The following is a 21,315-nucleotide window of genomic DNA, read 5'->3' as shown; positions in this document are numbered from 1 at the left end:
CTTGTTATTGATTTGGTACGCTCCGCGAAAACCGCCTGGATTGTGTGTTACCAGCCGGGTGTAAGTGAAAGATACGGTTAGGTTAACAAGATGACTACATTGGAAAATTGGTCTTACCTGTTAAAGCCATTTTTAAAGGCGAGTTAAGTGTTGGTTTTTTTGCCTAACATGATGTTTTTAATGTGTTTTTTAATAACCTGTAAAGTGAGGGGTATAGCGCTCTCGTTAGACTAATAGACACCGTTTAGCGGTGCCTATTGCACGCATAGTTTCTTAAGCTCATTGTTGAACCACGCCAAGCGCATTCGCACGTTTGATAACCACTCGTTTCCTCACCATGGGGCAGTACTGATGGCACTAAAACTCTATGATTTATGTGGTCGAGATGAACAGCTTCGTTTCTCACCTTACTGCTGGCGCGTACGCATGACGCTTGCCCATAAAGGTTTGGAATTTACCACCGTGGCGTGGCGCTTTCTCGATAAAAAGGCGCTGGAGTTTGCCGACTACGACAAAGTACCCGTACTTTGCGACGGCGATAAAGTCGTCACCGATAGCTTCGAAATCATGCGTTATTTGGATCAAGCGTATCCCGGCGCGCCCGTGCTGGGTGACGGCGTCAGCTATCAGCGCGTGCTGCTGTTCAAATACTTTGTTGAGCGCAGTGTTACACCAGCGTTATTTCGTATCGTGGGTCTGGATTTACTCGCGGCGGTACACCCGGATGATCGCGCTTACTTTCGCGAAACGCGTGAAGCGCGGTTCGGCTGCACGCTAGAAGAATTCAGCCAGCCAGAGCAGGGTAAACAACAGCTCAAGCAGGTGTTGGCACCGGTGCGCGATTTACTGCGTGAAAGCGCATTTCTCGACGGTGACTCCCCCAGTGGTTCAGACTATTTGCTGTTTGGCAGCATGATGTGGGCTTACATCGTATCAACACAGGCGATTGTAGAACCGGGCGATCCGGTCGACGAATGGTTCCAGCGCATGCTTAGCGTTCACGATGGGGTGGCAAGTAATGCCCTGACCGTACGCGACATATAACGCACAGGGCGGTGCAGCCACGGCCGCCTGATGCATTAAGAAAGCCTTAATTTGCTCAGTGAGTGAATCAACGCTTTCATTAAGGAGATGGCAATGATTGATCTGTATTACTGGACAACCCCTAACGGCCACAAAATCTCCATCATGCTCGAAGAGGCCAAGCTTGCGTATCGAGTGAAGCCGATCAACATTGGGCGGGGCGAGCAGTTTGACCCTGAATTTCTCGCGATCGCGCCCAATAATCGCATCCCCGCCATTGTCGATCACTCCCCGCAGGACGGTGGCCAGCCGCTATCGATATTTGAATCTGGCGCGATACTTGAGTACCTCGCCGATAAAAGTGGGCAGTTCCTGCCCTCGGAAGGCCGCGAGCGCTATATCGTCTTGCAGTGGCTGCACTGGCAAATGGGCGGCTTAGGCCCGATGGCCGGCCAAAATCATCACTTCTGCAACTATGCGCCGCAAAAAATTGAGTACGCCATTGAACGGTACGTGCTCGAAACCAATCGGCTCTATAGCGTGCTGGACCAGCGTCTAGCGCACCATACGTTCGTAGGTGGTGATGACTACTCGATTGCGGATATGGCGATCTACCCTTGGATTGTTCCCTGGGAAAAACAGCGCCAAACGCTAGAAGAGTTTCCTGACTTGGAGCGCTGGTTCGATATGGTGAAAGCGCGCCCAGCCGTGCGCCGCGCTTACGCGTTGGTCGAAGATGTTAATCCACAGGCGGGCGTTGAAATGGATGAGCAAGCGCGTAAGCACTTGTTCAATAACCGCTAGTCGCGGGTTATCGGCGGTAATAAAAATACGCTATAAGTGAGCAGGCGCAGCATGAGATAAAATCATGTTGCGCTGCACAAAAAGCACTGTTAACTTTATAGTCAGCAGAGGCAAATGCCTAGCTTAGATCCGCCTAATCAAGGCATGTTGATGTGCTAGCTCACTTATGGGGATATGAAGATGGCTACTAAATCGAGTACTGATCAAACCGCGCAACAGCTTGAATCTGTGTTTGTATCGCCAATGCGCTCTTACACGCTGACCGCACTTGATTACTATGAACAGCTATTCAGTGCGCAGGTGGATGCTGCCCGCGCTTACTCCGATATGGCTATTTCACAAGCGCGGACTTGGCTTGATGTAAAAGACACTGATAGTTTCAAAAAAGCGCTCGAAAGCCAGCAGAAAACAGCCAGTGATTTCATGGAGCGTGTTAAAGGTGACACTGAAAAAGTGACGTCCATCAGTCAAAGCTTTGCTGAAGATAGCAAAAAGCAGGCTGAAGAAACCACCAAGAAAGCGGTAGAAACGGCTAAGCAGTAAGTTAGCTGATCTGGCTCAAAGCGCCGCTCCCTATGGGGTCGGCGCTTTTTTTTACGCTTTGCTGGCACGATCGATTAAGCGCAGGCAGGCAATACGGATAATGTGTTCAATGGCCGTTTGCCGTTCGGCTGCCGCAGCGTTGTTCAAGCGTTCTTCAAAGGCGGCTAAAATTGCGCCACGATCTAACCCCTTAACGGCAATCACAAAAGGAAAACCAAATTTCTTTTTATAAGCCTCATTAAGAGATTCAAACTGAGCGAACTCATCGGCACTGCAATGATGTAGACCTGCTCCGGCCTGTTCGCTGGTGGAATCCTGCGTTAATTCGCCTGAGATAGCGGCTTTGCCAGCCAAATCGGGGTGGGCACGAATGACATTGATTTGCTGCTCGCTGCTGGCCTGCTGCAGCATTAGGCCCATAAGCTGTGCCAGCCCATCAGGGGCGTCATGCTCTTCATTTAGGCCGTGATGCCAGGCGGCTTCTGCGACCCAAGGCGAGTGCTCATACACGTCCCCATAGTGAAGCGTCAGCATTTCAAGGCTGCATCGGCTAGGCGCTGGTGAAAGTACTAATGGGCGGTGGGTCGACACTGAAATTCTCCTAGGCATGCAGTTTTTCAAAGCGTAAAGCGATAGACTTAATGTATACAATAAAGAACGGCAGCGGTACTCCTTGACCGATAGGCTCAACGGTACAACGGCATGGATGTCGATCAAGTATCGCCAATAACCTTATAAAATAGGAGCGGCTATGGGGCGTTTAACTACCCACGTACTGGATACCGCCACGGGACAGCCCGGGCAGGGGATTACTATTGAGGTGTTTCGCTTGACCCGCAGTGAACGCCAGCATCTAAGCACCGTCATCACTAACAGTGACGGGCGCTGTGATGCACCTCTTTTAGAGGGCGATGCGTTGACTGCAGCTGAATATGAGCTGGTTTTTCATGCCGGTGACTACCTGAGAGCCCAGGGCGTAGAGGCTAATGAGCCCCGCTTTTTAGATATGATTCCACTGCGCTTTGGTGTTGCTGATGTCAGCCAGCACTATCATGTGCCGCTGCTGCTATCGCCCTATGGCTACTCAACTTACCGCGGTAGCTAAAATCTCCGATTAACTATTACATGATAACCAACATGCGCGATGAAGAGCACGATATCATTGCGGCTTGGAAGGAATGATCAGAGAGGCTAGCTATGAGTGATGCGCAGGCACCGGTAAAGCGGCGCGCTTCCGTTAATAAAAATAGCAAAGAGGGCGATGAGCGCCACGAAGTGATTTACCGGTCTATCAGCGATGCGATTGTGGAGCAACGTTTAAAGCCTGGTGCCCGGCTGCGTGAAGATGCGTTGTCGGAAGTATTTGGTATTAGCCGTACCGGGATTCGTAAAATCTTACAGCGCTTAGCGCTGGAGCAATTAGTCACACTCACGCCACGCCGCGGCGCTAGTGTTACCCGGCCAACCGCTGATGAAGCCAAAGACGTTTTCGATGCTCGTCAGTTAATCGAGTGCGGGTTAATGCCCGATGTGGCAAGACACATGAGCGACAAAGAAGCCGCTGAGCTTCGCGAAATGGCCCGCCAAGAGCGCCAAGCGCTGCGCAGTGGCCAGCAAAGTGTGGCTATTCGTCTCTCAGCGGATTTTCACTTGCGCTTAGCGCAGCTTTCAGGCAACGCCACCCTGGCGGAGTTTGTTGAGCGCCTGTGCTCGCGCTCTTCGCTGATACTCGCCGTTTACGGTCATCGCGGCCACCTGGGCTGCGAATCCCACGACCACGATGACCTAATCGGGCATTTAGAATCAGGCAACGGAGATCGCGCTAAAGCCTTTATGAGCCGCCACCTAAAAGCCATCGAAGCTTCGCTTTCCATGGTTGAAGAGCAAGAGAGCGCACCGGATTTGCAGCAGATATTTGGGGGTTAGGTTAGGTGCGCTTCATCAGTTAAAAACATCCCAGCCGCAGTAATTAATGGCAACTCTCATAAAGCCGTCGGTGATTTCACGCAGACTCCAGATGATTAGAGCACCCTGACGCGTTATGTCCTAAACAAACGCCACCGGCTCTGGCCGATGGCGTTTGTTCTAGCAGTTAAAATTTCTCAACTTACCGTATGCTCAGCAAACGCAGACGCTGCCTTAAATTGACGCATTAAGCCGTAGTAGAATAGCCCGCCTAAGCCCGCGCCTATCAGCCAGCCGTATCCGCCTAGGCTTGATAGTGCGGGAGCTAGAACGGTAGAAAGAGAGAACATCGCAGCGGCGCCAAAGGCGATAAGGGCGCGGATGTTCCAACCATTCACGTAATAGTAGGCGCCGCCCGGCGCTGATGAGAACAGCTCCTGCATATTCAAATGCTGGCGCTTGATCAGGTAGTAATCGACCACGATGATGCCGTAGAACGGCGCGACGATTGCACCGAGTGCGTTTACGAATCCGGGAATGCCTATTTGACTGATCACGGAGATCCAAAGCGCGCCGACAAAGAAAGCAATAATGGCGGTAATCAGGCCGCCTGTCTTAAAGCTGATTTTGCTGGGAAACAGGTTGGCCAGGTCATAGGCGGGCGGAATAAAGTTGGCCACTAAGTTAATGCCTACCGTAGCGGCGAAGAAGGTGAGGGCAGCGACAATCGTCAGCGGCAGCGAATCAACCCGCTCAACGATATCGGCGGGGTTGGTCAGTGCCTCGCCAAACAGCACCAGAGTGCCTGCCGTAATAATTAGCGCAATAAAAGAGAAGAAAGCCACGTTAAGCGGTAAGCCTAGCAGGTTGCCAAGCTTCATCTGGCGCTCGGTTTTCACAAATCGCGTGAAGTCGCCAAAGTTGATTACCACCGCTGCGAAATATGCCACCATGGTCCCGACAATGGCCATAAAGGCGGCAATCGAACTGCCACTGGCTTCACCATCGCCGCTAAAAATAGTGCCAATAGCAGGTAGTAATTCGCTGCCCGCCTGATACCAAACAACCGCCATTAACACCAGCATCACCACATAGACCAGTGGGCCTGCCAAGTTTAGAAAGTGTTTGATGCGCTCAATGCCCTGCCAGAAAATCGCGATTTGGAACAGCCAAACAATCACAAACGACACCCACGCCACGCCGGAAAGGCCGAGGAAAGTACTCCCGCTGCCCGCACCAATAAAGGCGGTAATAAGCAGCGTTACCGCGGTTGATGCGAAGTAGGTTTGTACGCCGTACCAGAAGATACCGACGATGGCACGTAGTATGGCGGGCAAATTCGCGCCGCGAACACCCATGCTGGCACGTACCATCACTGGAAACGGAATGCCGTATTTAACGCTGGGCTTACCGGTAAGGTTGACCAAAAACATCACGATCACGCCCGCCAGTATAATGGCAGCCATTACCGCCCAGCCGTTCAGGCCATAACTCAAAAATAACGAAGCGGCTAGGGTATAGCCAAATAGGCTTTGGATATCGTTCGACCAGACGTTAAAGATCTCAAACGCGCCCCAGTTACGATCTTGAGGTTTAAGCGGCGCAAGGTCCTCGTTATACAGCGTCGGGTCGATGTGCCTAATGTCTAAATCACTCACGTCGTTGCTCTCTTTCATTTTATTGGCTCAAGGTTGGCGCGTGGGGTTACTGGCTAAAACGTTGGCAAGGTGCCCAGTACTTCATCAGCAGGTAATAGCTAATGCCTGCAGGGATAAGGCTGGCGTACCAGGAGATCGCCGAGAAAGAAAGCGCCGCCACAATGCCAATCGCCGTGGCAATCAGTGCCGCCGCGTTAACGCCTTTATAAGGCCCCTCCGGGTCATACAGCTTGCTGATATCTAGAGTGCGACGGCGAATGATGTAGTAGTCGACGACGAGGATGGCAAAGATGGGGCCGAGGAATGCTGAATAGGTCTGCACAAACATCTGTAGGCCCGCTGCAGAGCCTGGCTGGACAAGCTTCCAAGGGAATGTGGCAAACGCCAGTAGCCCAACGATGATCGTGGCGATCGGAAACTTGATCTTAAAGACGTCCATCAATACGTAGGTCGGCGGCACCACGTTATTGAGTACGTTGGTGGTGACCTGTGCGAAGGCGATGAATAGTAGGGTGGTCATCAACAGCGGCGTATTGTCGACGGCGTTAGCAAATACTTGGATAGGGTCTGCAGTGCCGGTGGCTTGCGAAACCATGTAGCCAATCAAACCCATAAATAGCGTGCAGGGCAGAATCGACATGGCATAAATGGTCGTCAGCAGGCTTTGGGCCGTGCCTTTTTTATGCTCACGTGAGTAGTCGCTAACGTTGAGCATCATGGTGCTGTATATGCCAAGAAATAGCATGGTCGCACCCCAGAAGGGCATGCCCCATGAGCCTTCCATGGTTAGCAGGCTGGCTGAAAGCTCATCGCCATAGCGCTGCACCGTGGCGTAAAACATGTACATCAGTGAGGCTAGGATAAAAACGCTGCCGATGTTTTCTAGCCATTTGATGCCCTGGAACCCCATGACCGATAGGCCGATTTGCAAAAACTGGAAGGTAATAAAGTAGAAAATAAGGTTGTCAAAACCGAACAGCGTAGCCGACACCATATTCAGTGCCCCTGCGCCAACCCAGCTTTGAAAGCCGTACCACACTACCGCAGGCACCGCGCGAACTAATCCAGGCAACCGCGTGCCGGTAAAGCCGAACGCACTACGTGCTTGAACCATGAACGGTATGCCGTACTTGTAGCCTGCGGCCCCGTTAATGGCCAGGGCAATGCCGATGACAAAGCATCCGATGGCAATGGCCAGCGTAGCTTGTAGCAGGTTTAACGTGCCGACAACGCTTGAACCCATGGCAAAGGTGCCAATGGAAACGCAGCCGCCGAACCACGCCAGAAAGTAGGAGCTACGCCCCATTATTCGGGTGTCTTGAGGGGCCAGGCTTTCAGCCCCCATGCTTTTTGTTCCCACCGTGTCGTTCGCAGGAGATTGATTCTTTGACGCAAGAGCCGAAGTTGAAGTGCTCATGATGTAGTCCTCGCAAGATTATCGGTTTTATTGGTAGCTTGAGTATTTTCATACCCAAGCAACGCTTGCGGCGTGGCGTGCTAATGGACGTGTTGCTTATCTTGTATAATATTAATTATTATTAGCAATATTGCGAGCGTTGTCAGTTAGTGATGTCTGTCAGTTAAGGTGCTGTCCGTCATATCGGAAGACTATGAGTTAAGCGGCAGTGAAAGATCAGAAAGCGCCGCAAACTTACCCGTGAATGCTTTTGGTCGTGGGTAGGCAAGGTCGCCATGCTTACTGGTGTGCAGCCCTAAGCTAACCAGTGATTCAGCTAGTTTCAGCGCTGCGCTGACGCCTTCAATCACCGGCAGACCTACTTCGCGACTAATCTGTTGGGTCAAATTAGCCATGCCGCCGCAGCCTAAAACGATGGCGCCGATATCATCTTTATCCCGCGCACGGCAGCACTCTTCGACAATGCGGGCAAATGCCGCCTCAGGATGATGCTCAAGGTCCAAGACCGGAATTTCAGCTGCGCGAATGCGCCGACAGTGGTGGCTGAAACCATACTGCTGAAGCAAGTGCTCAGCGATAATGCCGGTACGCCCCAGCGTGGTGACAATCGAAAAGCGAGTGCTGATCAGCGTGGCAAGATGGAACGCTGCTTCGGCAATACCAATGACCGGCGCACGGGTCAGCTCCCTTGCGGCAAGTAGGCCAGGGTCGCCAAAACAAGCCACCACGTAGGCATCAATACCGCCTTCGCGCTCGCCTTTAAGAACCTCTTCTGCCACGCCGACCGCGCTAATAACTTCGTCAAAGTGGCTTTCAATTGAAACGGGCCCCGCGTCCGGCTGCGAGGCGCTAATCTGAGTGCCAGCACCTGCCTGTTGCAGCGCTGCATTATAAATAGCAGCGGTCATGGAGGCGGTGGTGTTGGGGTTGATAATTCGTATATGCATGATAAGTAATCCGCATGTAAACAATATTTATTTTCTTGTATACGAAAATAGGGCGATTTTCAGCGTAGTGCAAGTAACTAAATTGAGCTGGTCATAAAAAAGACAGCCAGAAATGGCGGCTAGTGGCTATGGGTGCGGCTGATAGATTCATTGTTAGTGTGAAAAAGACCTGTGGATTCCAGTCTACTAGCCTGTGGGCGCGTTGCGGTTGATCGTCAATGCCGCTATTTTGTATACAAATTGTTTGCAGGTTCTCTAAGCGCGCTATCTCGGCTATGTTTTATCCAGCGATAGCTAAGAATTGGAATCAAGGAGCTATGCATGTCGTCATCACCTTCGAACCTCTACGCTCGTGACCTAATCGGTTACGGACGAAATCCGCCCCACGCTAACTGGCCCGGAAAGGCAAAGATTGCCGTCCAATTCGTGCTCAACTACGAAGAGGGCGGCGAAAATTCCGTACTGCATGGTGATTCAGGCTCAGAGCAGTTTTTATCTGAGATTATCGGCGCACCAGCCTATCCTGATCGTCACCTGAGCATGGAGTCGATTTACGAATATGGTTCGCGGGCCGGGGTGTGGCGCATTCTGCGCGAATTTGAAAAACGTGATTTACCGCTCACAATATTTGGCGTGGCGATGGCGCTGGAGCGTAATCCTGACGTCGCTCAGGCGTTTAAAGAGCTAGGCCACGAAATTGCCTGCCATGGCTATCGCTGGATTCACTATCAAGAAGTCTCGGAGCACGTTGAGCGGGCGCACCTTCAGCAGGCCATGGAGATTTTTCAGCGGCTTTATGGTGAGAAGCCGCAAGGCTGGTACACCGGCCGCGATAGCCCTAATACGCGCAAGCTAGTGCTGGACGAGGGCGGCTTCCTTTACGATAGCGACTATTACGGCGATGATTTACCCTTCTGGACTCGTGTCACCGATAGTCAGGGCAGTGATCATAATCATTTAATTGTGCCTTACACGCTCGACACTAATGATATGCGCTTTGCCGCCCCGCAGGGGTTCAATACCGCAGATCACTTCTTTACCTATCTACGTGATGCCTTTGATGTGCTTTACGCAGAAGGGGAAGAGGCGCCGAAAATGCTCTCTATTGGAATGCACTGTCGTTTACTTGGGCGGCCTGGGCGTTTTCGAGCATTGCAGCGCTTTTTAGATTATATCGAAAGCCATGACCGCGTTTGGGTTGCGCGGCGAGTTGATATCGCCCGCCATTGGGCCGAGCATCATCCCGCATCAACGTGACATTAAACTAGTTTATTAGGATGTTATGACGCCGCATATCGGACAGCGTATTACCGCTCAGTTTGACGAGTTAAGTGCCCAGGAGCAGCGCGTCGCGAGCTTCATTCTCGACCACTTTGACGATCTGGCGGTGTATAGCGCGGCCGATTTGGCGCGCTTGACCGGGGTATCTAAATCCACGGTCAGCCGTCTGTTCAAACGGCTGGGGTTTGAGAGCTATCGTACCGTTAAAGACCATGCCCGCCAGCTGCGCAACTTAGGCGTGCCGCTAGTGATCGACGCAAATGCCATGCAGGAAGAGGCCGGCGCGCCGTTCCAGCGTCATTTGCAGCGCGAGCAGGAAAATCTGCAGCGCTGCTTGAACGGGATAGCGTCGGAACAGTTTGCTGCGCTGGTAGAGCATCTGGATAGCGCACGCCATGTGGTTGTGATCGGGTTTCGTAACAGCTACCCGTTAGCACTACATTTTCGTCAGCAGTTGATTCAAGCGCGCACCCAGGTGCGGGTGGTTCCACATCCTAACCAGTCGTTAGCGGAAGAAATTGTCGATCTCTCCGAGCAGGATGTTGTGGTGCTGTTTGGATTTCGCCGCCGCCCCGCGGCGTTTGCTGCGCTGGTGGATGCGCTTGAGCGCTCGCCGGCCAAGGTCGCATTAATTGCTGATCCAACCGCGGTGAATTTCGCCGCTCAAGTCACCTGGTTTATGGAAACGCCGCTTGAAAGCCTCTCGGCATTTGATAGTTACGCCGCAGCCAATAGCCTGATTTGTTTGCTGGCGAACGGCGTTTTACACCGTCGCCTGGCAGAGGGGCGAGAGCGGATCAGCGCGATCAGCGATATGTACGTTGAGCTCAGTGAACTTGAAACACCGATCATGAGTATCGATTAGCACATACGTTAGAAATCGTTGGCGTTTCAACGTGAGGCGAAGATGTCCGCTAGCGCCCTAGCCTCACGCTGATTCTTGCTATTCGGCGTTCAGAAAGTCTGCCACATCAAGCAGTATCATCTCATTATCATCAGCCTGCCCTTGCTCGCGACCAATCGAGAACGGATAGTTATTGTCGTTGGCGACCACGATAGTTCTTTCATCGACTCTATCCACGTTCTCAATAGTCACAAAGGGAAAATTAAACGTGCCGTCGATCGTGCCTCGCGGTGCGATGCCGTTGGGATCTTGAATGTCCATGAGGTCTATATAGGCGATTTTCTCAAGCACACCTTGCTCGTTCGTGCGATCGAGGTCGATAAGATAGATACGCTTGAACTCGGCGGGATCGTTCGCCCACTCTGCTCTAGGGTCTCCTTGGCGGCTATCACGCTCGATAATCAGGCCGCGGGTGCCCTCAATAAGATTGAAGTCGCCAATGGCATGATCCGCTGACGCGAGTGGGTAATAGCGAGTTGTATCGCCCCATTCGCCTGTGTCAGTGCTGAGTTCGAACATTCTTAAGACGGGCGTGCCATCAATGGTTTCCGGGGCATTATCATTACTGTCCCATACAGGCTTTTCCAACAATGGATAGAGCGTTGTGTGGTCTTCGGAGAGCGCCATACCCTCATAGCCACCGGAGCGAAAAACGACAACATCATCTGAAAGTGGTGCGCCGGGGTTTGGGGTCAGGGCAAAGGCATTGTCGGGCGAGCGCATCATCGTGCCGCCTGGGTTTGTGGCTATCACTTGCAACACTTCACCCTCCTTATTGACCTGGATAATCCAGGGGCCGAATTCATCACCAATCCAGTAGGTATCACCCACCGGCTGGATCGATTCGATGTCGAAATCAGCACCGGTCAAAAATCGCCCGGGGGTGGCTTCATTCATAATAGGGAAGGGTACCTTGCGGTTTGGGTCCGAGAGTTGAACGGTCTCCTCAATAGTGACGCGTCCGGTTTTCCAGTCGGGGTTTATGATGTTAAACATCAGTATGATATCGGAAGAGTTCGCCTTAGAGCCAAAGCCGTTATCGGTTAAGACCAGAAAACGATCGTCGCCAAGCGAGCGTATACCTGAAAACCCTTGCAGCGGCTGGCTGGGAAAAGGGAGCGCTAAACCAGTGGCTTGTACGTTAGTGTATAACTGCTCAATACGTCCTTCTTCTCCAGTAAAGCGGCCTGAGGTGTTGTAGTGTTCAGCGGCGCCGGATGGGGCCGCTACAAACGTGCTGCCGGGCAGTTGAGCATGACTGGACAAGGTGGCAGGAAAGGCCTGCTGAGAATAAGCTGAATCCGTAAATACAAAGGCGAGTAAGGCTGTGGCGAGTATCGGTTTCATCATCACTATTTAACCTTTGCAAAGAAGATAAGATGTAGCTGAGCAGGGTCAGCTACATCTATCTTCTTCAACAAAGGTGATAGTTGAATGACAGAAAGCAGATCTTTTGATTTCTGGCCGTTTTGACTATTTTGGCTAACGTTTTTTGTTTACTGGTTAACCATTCCATTGAGTCGCCTGAGCGAACACAAGAAACGCCAACGCAATCAGCACCCATATGCAAAAGAGGGGGAAGAAGAACTTGACCCATTTTTGCCACGTCACCCCAGCCAGTGCCAGCGTGGCCATAAAGTAGCCTGACGTTGGGTAAAGAATATTGCCAATGCCGTCGCCGAGCTGGAAAGCCAGCACCGCGGTTTGTCGTGTGACGCCAATAATATCGGAAAGCGGTGCCATCAGCGGCATAGTCACCAGGGCCTGACCGCTACCGGAAGGAATGATGAAGTTAAAGCCTAGCTGGGCGAAGAACATGCCAATAGCCGACAGTAACGTGGGCAGGCCGCCAACCAGATTGCCCAGTCCAAACACCAGCGTATCCATGATCTGACCATCTTCCAGCATCACGGCGACACCGCGAGCAACCCCTGCGATCATCGCTCCCACGAGCACATCACGGAAGCCCTGGTTAAAGCCTGCGCATATTTCGTCGGTGTTAAGCCCCGCGATCAGCCCCACCACAATCCCCATAATGATGAAAAGCCCGGCCATCTCCATCATGAACCAGCCTTGCTGTAACACGCCGTAAATTAGCACGCCGAAGAAGGCAAAGGCCGCGATTGCGGCTAGCTTTTGACGACCGTTGGCCACCAGTGCGCGGCCATTATCGGCATGCTGATAGAGCGAACGCTTTTCAGACTCGCCCGGGTCACTGCTGAGCAGGCTAAAGGATGGTTCGTTATGCACTTTGCGGGCGTAGCGCATGACAAAGAAAATGGCCGCCGCCAGCATGACAATAAACGCCAAGATGCGCAGCCCGTAGCCTGAATAAAGCGGGAGTGCTGAAAGCTGCTGGCCCAGGCCGGTATTGATGGGGTTGAGTACGCCGGTAGTGAAGCCGACAGTAGTGGCACATAAAGCCACCGCCGCCGCCGTCACTGAGTCAAAGCGTAATGCAATCATCAGTGGCAGGATTACCGGGACGTAAACCAGCGCCAGCTCCTGGGTGCCAATAACGGTCGCGATGAGGGCAAATACTGTCATCAGCACTGGAATGGTCAGCAGGCTTTGTCGGGCAAAGCGCCTAGTCAGCTTATCGACACCAATCTCGATAATGCCGGTATGCCTCAATACCATGAACATGCCGCCAATCATGAAGGTAAAAAAGACAACTTCCCCGGCACTCATCAAGCCGTTGGGAATCGCCAGCATGAAATCGACAATGCCCACTGGAGAGGGGGCTATTTGTTCATAAGAGGTCGGGTCGATGGTGATACGACCAGCCGGGCCTGGAACGCGCTCGAACTGCCCTGCGGGCACAAAGTGCGTGGCGATCGCCGCTAGCGCAATAAATATGAACAAAACGGCGTAGATATCGGGGATTCTACACCAGCTTTTCTTAGGCACTGGGCGTTCAGGGGAGGGCGAAGGGGGGATTTGTTGGGACATGCGTTGCCTCGCGTTATTTAAAGCCACCCTTGAGGGCAGCCGTTGTTATAAATGCCTAGTTATAAATGCTTAGTTATAAATGCCTAGTGTGAGCCGAGCAATGACATCGTCTAGCCACTAGATCAACAAGGGCCAAACGGTGAAGCACTGTCATTTGAGACACTGTCATTTGAAACATTGCCATTTGAAGCATGGTTCGTATGGTTTTAGAATTATGAAACGAAAGTTTCTAAAGAAGTTACTATTGGGAGGAGTGTTTCACAAGGGCTTTGCGAAAGATCGCTTTAATGTGTGTCGCAGATCTTGTATACAAGATGTTTTCTTTATTTTAATAAAATCAGATAGGACCAATCATGCCAGCTACTTACTACGCTCCCACGGGCGGTCATCCGCCGCAAACGCAGTTAACCGCTGACCGCGCTGTTTTTACCGAAGCCTATGCGCTGATTCCTAAAGGCGTGATGCGTGACATAGTGACAAGCAATTTACCGTTCTGGGAAGGCACGCGCCTGTGGGTGCTCGCGCGGCCGCTATCAGGCTTTGCTGAAACATTCTCACAGTACATTATGGAAGTGCAGCCCAACGGCGGTAGCGATAAGCCTGAGCTGGACCCTCAAGCTGAAGGCGTGCTGTTTGTGGTGGAGGGTGAGTTAACGCTTATATTAGCGGGCGAGCGCCATACCATGGTGCCCGGTGGCTATGCGTTTATACCGCCTGGCAGTGATTGGCAGGTACGTAACGAATCAGCAGCAGCAGTGCGCTTTCATTGGGTTCGTAAGTCCTTTGAGTTTGTCGAAGGGCTCGACGTGCCTAAAGCGTTTGTGGTCAATGAGCAAGACATTGCCCCTGTTGAAATGCCAGGCACCAACGGAAGCTGGGCGACGACACGCTTCGTTGATCCTAATGATGTGCGCCACGATATGCATGTGACCATTGTAACGTTCCAGCCGGGCGGCGTTATTCCCTTCGATGAAACCCACGTGATGGAACATGGCCTTTACGTGCTGGAAGGTAAGGCGGTTTATCACCTTAATCAGCAGTGGGTTGAAGTAGAGGCCGGCGACTTTATGTGGCTGCGCGCATTCTGCCCCCAAGCCTGTTACGCCGGTGGGCCAGGACCGTTCCGCTATCTGCTATATAAAGACGTTAATCGTCATCCCGCCCTTCGTCTGAAATAACGTGTAAGGACAACGCAATGCTTAAACTCACTGCTACACCGCTAACGGCAGAGGCGTTTGCCCCTTTTGGCGATGTGATTGATGCGCGCAACGCCGCGTCGTTCCCTATCAACGCTGGTCGTACCCAGCGCCATCATGACCTCGCTAAGGTGGAAACGCTGGGTGAAAACGGCCACACGCTGATCAACATTTTTATCAGTCAGCCGATCACACTGCCGCTTGAACTGACGTTTTTAGAGCGCCACCCTCAAGGCAGCCAGGCGTTTATGCCGCTGCATGAAGAGCGCTTTATCGTGGTGGTGGCCACTCCCGGCGAGCATATTAACTCAGGTGACGTGCGTGCCTTTGTGACCGACGGCCATCAAGGCGTCAACTACCGTGCAGGCACCTGGCATGCCGTTCAATCGGTGCTGGAACGAGAAGGCGAGTTTTTGGTGGTAGATCGAGGCGGTGACGGCAATAACTGCGAAGAGTTTCCCATGGCGATAACCGTGACCTTGGAATAATCCGTGCCTGTGAGTGGTACCGCTGTCATATAGAGCGCGTTAAACTGATAAGCTAGTGTTATTCAATAGAGTCTCGTTATCCAATAGCGTCACTACAGGCTAATTCGCATGGTGGGAATATTATGAGCGCACTGCACTTTTCTTCGATCCGTCGTACCAAAATTGTCGCCACTCTTGGCCCTGCCAGTGATCGTGAGGGCGTATTGGAGGCCATGCTTGCTGCGGGCGTGGATGTGGTGCGTTTAAATTTCTCTCATGGTACCGCCGATGATCACCGTCGACGCTTAATGCAGGTACGTGAAATCGCCGCGAAGCTAGGCCGTAGCGTTGCCGCTTTGGGCGACCTTCAAGGTCCCAAAATCCGTATTGCCCGTTTTCGTGATGGTGCGGTGGTGCTCAAAGAAGGCCAGCCGTTTATTCTCGATATGGCGCTAGACGGCGATGCAGGTGATATTCACCAGGTGGGCTGCGACTACACAACGCTGTCGCAAGATGTCTCAGCAGGTGATCGCCTGTTGCTGGATGATGGTCGCGTCGTTCTAGACGTTGTTCGCGTCAGCGGCCAGCAGGTGTATACCGTTGTGGTCGTGGGCGGCAAGCTTTCCAACCATAAAGGCATCAACAAGCAGGGCGGTGGGCTTTCTGCCCCAGCGTTGACTGAAAAAGATAAAGAAGATCTGAAAACTGCCGTCGAGATTGGCGTGGACTACTTGGCCATTTCTTTCCCCCGCCACGCCGAAGATATGCTGGAGGCGCGCCGCTTGCTGGGCGAGGCGGGCAAAGATATTGGCTTAGTCGCGAAGGTTGAGCGTGCTGAGGCCGTGGCGGATGACGCCACCCTCGACGGTATTATTGAAGCATCGGAAGCGGTGATGGTGGCGCGGGGTGATCTCGGCGTTGAAATTGGCGATGCGAAGCTAGTCGGCGTTCAAAAACGCATGATCAAGCGTGCTCGCTCACTTAATCGCGCGGTGATCACTGCTACACAGATGATGGAAAGCATGATTTCGGCGCCGCTGCCCACACGGGCAGAAGTGTTCGATGTGGCTAACGCCGTGCTGGATGGCAGCGATGCAGTGATGCTCTCAGCGGAGACCGCCGCAGGCGACTACCCGCTTGAAACCGTAGAAGCCATGGCGCGGGTTTGTTTAGGCGCTGAGCGTGAAAAATCAGCCCAAGAATCCGGCCACCGTATTCATGAAGGTTTTGCTCGCCCTGATGAAACCATTGCGCTTTCAGCGATGTATGCCGCGAATCATATGACTGGCGTTAGCGCGATTGCCTGCATGACGTCTTCTGGCTACACGCCGCTGATTGCATCGCGTATTCGTTCTGGTTTGCCGATCGTGGGTCTGGCACACAACCCTATCGCACAGCGCCGCATGGCACTGTATCGCGGGGTGGTGTCGCTACCTTTTGATACATCTGAAATGTCACCCACCGAGCTAAATGAACGTGCGCTTGAACTGCTGGTGAAAACCGGTATCTCAAAAGCCGGAGATCACGTGATTCTGACCCGCGGCGATCACATGAACGCTCATGGGGGCACTAATACGATGAAAGTGATGGAGATTACCGACCAGCACGCTGAGCATAACGGCTAATAGACGACGTGGCTGGATGCTGGCCTGCTGCTGATAGGTTCCCCATATGTTGGGGAGTTACGCGCATCATAAAAGGAAGTACGCATGAACTCTACGCGTCGCACGCTGCTTAAGGCGTCGTTACTGTTACCGCTGGCGGCACTGTTGCCGATGTCGTTACTTAGTGCTGTGGCGTGGGGGCAGGCGAAGCCAGCCGGCCTGCAAACGCTGGCGCTTGCTATTCATAGCGAGGATGGCCCGCATCGTGTAGACGTTGAAGTGGCGGAAACGATTGCTCAGCGTCAGCGTGGTTTGATGGAGCGTGAGAGCATGCCAGCAAGCAGTGGCATGCTGTTTCGGTTTGAGAGAGAACAGTCGGCTAACAATGCCTTTTGGATGTATCACACGCTAATCCCCCTCGATATTGCCTTTATCGATGGCAATGGGCAGATTGTCGCCATCAATACCATGCCGCCTTGCGAGTCCTCTGAGCCCAGTCGTTGCCCTTCCTATCCGGCCGGTGCCGCGTATTACTCGGCGCTAGAGGTTAACGGCGGATACTTTGCCGAGCGCGGTATTAAAGTGGGCGACTGTGTATCGGTCCCTGATGATGCAGGTTTCTGCCAGCCCGCACCCTAAGCTAGACGGGGTGCGCGGCGGAATTTAATCACAATCAGCGCGATACCTGAGACCACCAATCCTCCACCTATCAGCTTGTGAATGCCTAGGCTGTCGCCCATCAGCAGCGCGCCTAGGCCCACCGCAAATACGGGCGTTAGAAGCGTCATGGGAATGACGCGATTGATCGGATGGCGCCGCAACAGTGTGTACCAAATCCCGTAAGCGACAATCGATGACATGACGGCGGTGTAAATGATTGCTCCCCAGCCCACCCAGCTTGCCTGCTTAATTGCCTGCCATTGACCACTTTCAAATAGCCACGACCCTAGCGCTACCTGAGGTACTGCAAACAGCGCCACCCAGCCTGCGAGTGCCAGTGGGGCAATCGGTGGGCCGCGCTTAATTAACAGCTGCGAGATTGCCCAGCCTAATGCGCTCAGCAGCAAGATAGTTAATGGCAAAGGCGACGGCAGCGTTGGCCCTCCCGCAATGACGGCTATACCGGCAAAGGAGAGCAGCAGCCCGACGATACGCTTAGGCCCCAGCCGTTCCTTAAAAAACACCACGGCCAATAACGTGGCAAACGGTGTACCCATTTGCACGAGCAGCGCGCCGGTACCCGCTTCCGCGTGCTCTAAACCAATGAATAGCAGTGCAAAGTGAAGACTGCCGAACGTCACTGATAGCAGCAGTAAAAACGGCAGCTGCGCGCGTGCGACGGGATAGAAGGGTACTAGCAACGCTGCGACCAGCATAAAGCGAATGGTGGTTATCAATAGCGGCGGTAGTTCTTCCACGCCTACCTTGATAACAATGATGTTTAACGCCCATATAGCGATAACGAAGAGGCCGAGCAGCAGGTCGCGTAGGGGCACGTTGATGTCCATGGCAGGAAGGAAACAGATAGCCATTGTAACAGCTTGAGAGAGCGCCAAAATAATACAGCGATGGAGACTATCTTTGCCATGCCGACCTTAGGCGTCTTTCTTTCGCGCGCTAAGTGAATACAATAAGTGTGGCTTCAACGAAAAGCCTCGCCACGGCTATCCGCACGCATCCTAAATGTACATCATAAAAATAGATAAAAAAGGAATCACCATGACGCTGACACGCTCAATGGCTCGTTTGACTGCCGGCTTGGCCGGTGCGGCACTACTTTCTGCCTCCCTTTCTGCTCAAGCCCGCGAACTTTCGGTTTCTACCGTGTTGTCTGACGCGTTTCCCTGGGGGCAGGCCGCCGAGAAGTGGGCTGAGTTAGTAGAAGAGCGCAGCGACGGTGAGCTGACGCTGCGTGTGTATCCCAACTCCCAGCTGGTTTCTGGCGATCAGACGCGCGAATTTTCCGCCATGCGCTCGGGTTTAATCGACGCCGCGGTGGGCTCGACGATTAACTGGTCGCCTCAGGTGCCAGAACTTAACCTCTTTTCTTTGCCGTTTTTCATTCCAGATGAAGCCGCGGTCGATGCGGTGACCGGTGGTGAAGCGGGCGACTTGGTGTTTGCAGCGATCGAATCGCGTGGTGTTATTCCATTAGCGTGGGGCGAGAATGGCTTCCGCCAAGTCTCGAACTCACGCGAGGCGATTACTCAGCCCGATGATTTAGACGGCTTGAAGATTCGCGTGGTGGGTTCGCCGCTGTTCCAGGATACGTTCTCGGCACTCGGTGCGGACCCCACGCAAATGAGCTGGACCGACGCGCAGCCGGCGTTAACTACCGGGGCTGTCGACGGTCAAGAAAATCCGCTGTCTGTATTTGACGTGGCGCGTATAGACCAAGTTGGCCAGGCGCATTTAACGCTTTGGAACTATATGAATGATCCGCTGATTTTTGCGGTGAATCAGCAGGTATGGGCGTCGCTGAGCGAAGAGCAGCAAACCATGCTGCGCGAAACTGCGTTAGAAGCCGGTGAGTGGGAAATCGCGATGACCCGTGAAGAAGAGAGCGAACGCTTGGCCGCCATCGAGGAGCGCGGCGTGACGGTAACCGAGCTTACCGATGAGCAGTATCAGGCGTTTGTTGAGGCCACGCAGTCGGTCTATGAGAAATGGGTGCCACGGATTGGTGAAGACGTCGTCAACGCTGCTCAAGCGGCCATTGATGCCCGCTAAGCGATCTCTATGACCGTTTACTACCGGCCCCAACGGCCGGTAGCTTTGTTGCTGTGAGGCTGCCATGAAAGGCTTTCCTGATGCCCGCCTTGAACGCTGGTTGGGCGCGCTGGCATTAAGTATTATCTCTTTGATTAGTCTTGGAAATGTTGTTACTCGCTACTTAACCGGCGGCTCTTTTTCGTTCACCGAAGAGTTTTCCGTTTTTTTGTTAGTGATTCTGACCTTTGCCGGCGCCTCGGTGGCGCTGCGGCGTAATCGGCACATCCGCATTAGCTTTTTAGAGCGCGCATTGCCGCCGAAGTACCGCCGCGGACTGATCGTATTGCAAGCGCTGTGCGTTGCCATTGTGCTGGGTTTGATCTCTTGGTATGGCGGTAAATTAGCCTGGCAAGAGTATCAGTGGGAGTCACTTTCGCCAGGGCTTGGGTTGCCCCAGTGGTGGTATTTAGTATGGCTACCGGTCCTGACAGCCGCCATGCTCTGGCGGTTGGTACAGCAGACGCATGACCGTTTGACGGGGAGACTCTCCGATGAGCCCTGATGTATGGATGATTCTGGCCTTTGCAGGGTTATTGATTGCTGGCGTGCCGGTGGCATTTTCATTGGCGCTTTCCGGCGCGGTGGGCATCGTAATTGGACTGTCGCCGGATATGCTTGCCACGTTAGGCACTAATACCTACAACAGCATCGCTAAATATCCCCTGATTGCGATTCCGCTGTTCATTTTAACCGGGCTTATTTTTGAACGCTCAGGCGTGGCACTGCGGCTTGTGCGCTTTGCTCAGGCGTTGATTGGCCCCCGCCATGGTGGCTTGGCGTTAGTGGCGGTACTGGTATGCATGATTATGGGGGGCATGAGCGGTTCAGGGCCCGCCGATGCGGCGGCTGTCGCGATGGTGATGCTACCCAGTATGACCAAAGCCGGTTATCCCAAACCTTTCTCAGCCACGCTGATCGCAGCATCGGCTTCTACCGCGATTCTTATTCCACCCTCAGTGGCGCTGATTCTTTACTCGATTGTCGTGCCCGGCGTTGATCTACGTGCTCTTTTTGCGGCGGGTTTGTTTCCAGGGATTTTGGCGGGCATCGCGCTGTTAGTCCCTGCGATGATTGTTTCCAAACGCTATGGCTGGGAAGGCGGAACACCGGTGGAAGGCGCTGAGCAGCTCAGCGTGCGCACCACGTTTAAGCAGGCGATACCGGCGCTATTTGCACCGGTGCTGATTCTAGGCGGCCTGCGCTCGGGCCTATTTACACCGACAGAAGCCGCCGTTGTCGCGGTTGCATATGGGGCACTAGTTGGGCTGTTTTTCACCCGCGAGCTATCGCTTCGCGATTTGTGGGAGCTGCTCGGCGAAGCGGCGATTATTTCCGGTGTGGTGATGTTAATTATCGCCCTGGCGGGTATTTTTGCCTGGGCGGGGACAATGCTGGGCACCTTCCGTCATTTAGCGGAATGGGTGATTGGCCTGACCGACAACGGCGTATTACTGCTTGTTTTGGTGATGCTGGCGGTGTTGGTGGCGGGCATGTTGCTGGATGCCATCTCGATTTACTTAATCATGATGCCCATTCTGATTCCCGTGATGCAGCACTTTGAGTGGAATCCGGTATGGTTTGGCATTCTCTTAGCGATGAATATTGCGATCGGGCAGTTTACGCCGCCGGTTGCGGTCAATTTAATGGTGACCACCGAAGTGGCAAAAATTCGCTTGGAACAAACGATTGGGTGGGCGCTGCTGTTTGTGGTCGCGATGGGCTGTGCGCTGGCGCTGGTCGCACTGTTCCCCGCAATCGCGCTGTGGCTACCCACTGTGCTGGGCTATAACGTTTAATAAGCGCTTAGTCCCTGGCACATAAGAACCCTGGAGGTCGAGCAAA

21 protein-coding genes are annotated in these 21,315 nt (G+C 53.1%); 14 read left to right on the top strand and 7 right to left on the bottom strand.

Annotated features, from left to right (window positions below):
• The first annotated feature begins 351 nt into the window (after positions 1-351).
• The 3 genes from ACT3TR_RS11790 (at position 352) to ACT3TR_RS11780 (ending at position 2,370) form a co-directional block, all read left to right on the top strand.
• Entirely contained in the window at positions 352-1,044 is a 693-nt protein-coding gene (locus tag ACT3TR_RS11790) for a glutathione S-transferase family protein (protein ID WP_444625118.1), read from the top strand.
• A 93-nt stretch (positions 1,045-1,137) separates the two neighbouring features.
• Positions 1,138-1,827: a glutathione S-transferase N-terminal domain-containing protein gene (locus ACT3TR_RS11785; protein WP_096278292.1), complete on the top strand. Its 690-nt coding sequence runs from the start codon at positions 1,138-1,140 to the stop codon at positions 1,825-1,827.
• Positions 1,828-2,007: 180 nt separating this feature from the next.
• Positions 2,008-2,370, top strand: coding sequence for a phasin family protein (locus ACT3TR_RS11780; RefSeq protein ID WP_096278294.1), 363 nt, complete (start codon positions 2,008-2,010; stop codon positions 2,368-2,370).
• Between the two features lie 51 nt (positions 2,371-2,421).
• On the opposite strand, the gene uraD is transcribed toward ACT3TR_RS11780, so the two are convergent.
• On the bottom strand, positions 2,422-2,961 hold the full coding sequence (gene uraD / locus ACT3TR_RS11775; protein WP_441686239.1) for a 2-oxo-4-hydroxy-4-carboxy-5-ureidoimidazoline decarboxylase: 540 nt from the start codon (positions 2,959-2,961) through the stop codon (positions 2,422-2,424).
• 160 nt (positions 2,962-3,121) lie between these two features.
• Here uraD and uraH point away from each other — a divergent pair, with 160 nt between their 5' ends.
• Together uraH and ACT3TR_RS11765 are read left to right on the top strand one after the other, a co-directional pair.
• The gene (uraH, locus tag ACT3TR_RS11770) at positions 3,122-3,475 is read left to right on the top strand and encodes a hydroxyisourate hydrolase (protein WP_096278298.1); all 354 of its coding nucleotides are present in this window, start codon (positions 3,122-3,124) and stop codon (positions 3,473-3,475) included.
• Between the two features lie 92 nt (positions 3,476-3,567).
• Positions 3,568-4,296, top strand: coding sequence for a GntR family transcriptional regulator (locus tag ACT3TR_RS11765; RefSeq protein ID WP_444625119.1), 729 nt, complete (start codon positions 3,568-3,570; stop codon positions 4,294-4,296).
• 176 nt (positions 4,297-4,472) lie between these two features.
• Here ACT3TR_RS11765 and ACT3TR_RS11760 read toward each other — a convergent pair whose 3' ends face one another.
• From ACT3TR_RS11760 to ACT3TR_RS11750, 3 genes are all read right to left on the bottom strand, one after another.
• On the bottom strand, positions 4,473-5,951 hold the full coding sequence (locus ACT3TR_RS11760; RefSeq protein WP_096278302.1) for an NCS1 family nucleobase:cation symporter-1: 1,479 nt from the start codon (positions 5,949-5,951) through the stop codon (positions 4,473-4,475).
• A gap of 28 nt (positions 5,952-5,979) precedes the next feature.
• Positions 5,980-7,350, bottom strand: a complete 1,371-nt coding sequence (locus ACT3TR_RS11755) for an NCS1 family transporter (protein WP_444625120.1) — start codon at positions 7,348-7,350, stop codon at positions 5,980-5,982.
• A gap of 191 nt (positions 7,351-7,541) precedes the next feature.
• Positions 7,542-8,297: an aspartate/glutamate racemase family protein gene (locus tag ACT3TR_RS11750; RefSeq protein ID WP_444625121.1), complete on the bottom strand. Its 756-nt coding sequence runs from the start codon at positions 8,295-8,297 to the stop codon at positions 7,542-7,544.
• Between the two features lie 321 nt (positions 8,298-8,618).
• Between ACT3TR_RS11750 and puuE the strand changes: the two genes are divergently transcribed.
• Both puuE and ACT3TR_RS11740 read left to right on the top strand, forming a co-directional pair.
• Positions 8,619-9,554, top strand: a complete 936-nt coding sequence (gene puuE, locus ACT3TR_RS11745) for an allantoinase PuuE (RefSeq protein ID WP_096278309.1) — start codon at positions 8,619-8,621, stop codon at positions 9,552-9,554.
• Positions 9,555-9,579: 25 nt separating this feature from the next.
• Complete coding sequence (locus tag ACT3TR_RS11740; protein WP_096278311.1) at positions 9,580-10,443, top strand: MurR/RpiR family transcriptional regulator; 864 nt, start codon at positions 9,580-9,582, stop codon at positions 10,441-10,443.
• A gap of 78 nt (positions 10,444-10,521) precedes the next feature.
• Here ACT3TR_RS11740 and ACT3TR_RS11735 read toward each other — a convergent pair whose 3' ends face one another.
• Both ACT3TR_RS11735 and ACT3TR_RS11730 read right to left on the bottom strand, forming a co-directional pair.
• A complete protein-coding gene (locus ACT3TR_RS11735) occupies positions 10,522-11,832 on the bottom strand; it encodes an esterase-like activity of phytase family protein (protein WP_441686474.1) in 1,311 nt (436 codons plus the stop codon).
• A gap of 153 nt (positions 11,833-11,985) precedes the next feature.
• Complete coding sequence (locus ACT3TR_RS11730) at positions 11,986-13,434, bottom strand: YfcC family protein (protein WP_096278315.1); 1,449 nt, start codon at positions 13,432-13,434, stop codon at positions 11,986-11,988.
• 353 nt (positions 13,435-13,787) lie between these two features.
• On the opposite strand from ACT3TR_RS11730, the gene ACT3TR_RS11725 reads away from it, so the two are divergent.
• The 4 genes from ACT3TR_RS11725 (at position 13,788) to ACT3TR_RS11710 (ending at position 17,340) form a co-directional block, all read left to right on the top strand.
• Positions 13,788-14,612 (top strand): bifunctional allantoicase/(S)-ureidoglycine aminohydrolase, encoded by an 825-nt coding sequence (locus ACT3TR_RS11725; RefSeq protein WP_096278317.1) that lies wholly within the window; start codon positions 13,788-13,790, stop codon positions 14,610-14,612.
• Between the two features lie 17 nt (positions 14,613-14,629).
• Positions 14,630-15,118 (top strand): ureidoglycolate lyase, encoded by a 489-nt coding sequence (locus ACT3TR_RS11720; protein WP_096278320.1) that lies wholly within the window; start codon positions 14,630-14,632, stop codon positions 15,116-15,118.
• Between the two features lie 122 nt (positions 15,119-15,240).
• Positions 15,241-16,722, top strand: a complete 1,482-nt coding sequence (gene pyk / locus ACT3TR_RS11715) for a pyruvate kinase (protein ID WP_096278322.1) — start codon at positions 15,241-15,243, stop codon at positions 16,720-16,722.
• A gap of 84 nt (positions 16,723-16,806) precedes the next feature.
• Positions 16,807-17,340: a DUF192 domain-containing protein gene (locus ACT3TR_RS11710; protein ID WP_096278324.1), complete on the top strand. Its 534-nt coding sequence runs from the start codon at positions 16,807-16,809 to the stop codon at positions 17,338-17,340.
• Here the strand turns inward: ACT3TR_RS11710 and ACT3TR_RS11705 are convergent.
• On the bottom strand, positions 17,337-18,197 hold the full coding sequence (locus ACT3TR_RS11705) for a DMT family transporter (protein WP_096282295.1): 861 nt from the start codon (positions 18,195-18,197) through the stop codon (positions 17,337-17,339). The genes ACT3TR_RS11710 and ACT3TR_RS11705 overlap by 4 nt on opposite strands.
• A 223-nt stretch (positions 18,198-18,420) precedes the next feature.
• Here ACT3TR_RS11705 and ACT3TR_RS11700 point away from each other — a divergent pair, with 223 nt between their 5' ends.
• From ACT3TR_RS11700 to ACT3TR_RS11690, 3 genes are all read left to right on the top strand, one after another.
• Positions 18,421-19,431 carry a DctP family TRAP transporter solute-binding subunit gene (locus tag ACT3TR_RS11700; RefSeq protein ID WP_441686478.1) on the top strand — a complete coding sequence of 337 codons (1,011 nt, stop codon included), beginning with the start codon at positions 18,421-18,423 and terminating at the stop codon, positions 19,429-19,431.
• Positions 19,432-19,495: 64 nt separating this feature from the next.
• Positions 19,496-19,975 carry a TRAP transporter small permease gene (locus ACT3TR_RS11695; RefSeq protein WP_096278328.1) on the top strand — a complete coding sequence of 160 codons (480 nt, stop codon included), beginning with the start codon at positions 19,496-19,498 and terminating at the stop codon, positions 19,973-19,975.
• Positions 19,965-21,269 carry a TRAP transporter large permease gene (locus ACT3TR_RS11690; RefSeq protein WP_096278330.1) on the top strand — a complete coding sequence of 435 codons (1,305 nt, stop codon included), beginning with the start codon at positions 19,965-19,967 and terminating at the stop codon, positions 21,267-21,269. The genes ACT3TR_RS11695 and ACT3TR_RS11690 overlap by 11 nt, the downstream gene beginning before the upstream one ends.
• Positions 21,270-21,315: the final 46 nt, after the last annotated feature.

It is taken from the genome of Halomonas sp. AOP12-B1-6, from assembly GCF_052379225.1.
Classification (GTDB): Bacteria; Pseudomonadota; Gammaproteobacteria; order Pseudomonadales; family Halomonadaceae; genus Vreelandella; species Vreelandella casei.
The sequence above is the reverse complement of the archived record's forward strand: the minus strand, read 5'-3'. Positions and strand labels throughout refer to the sequence as shown.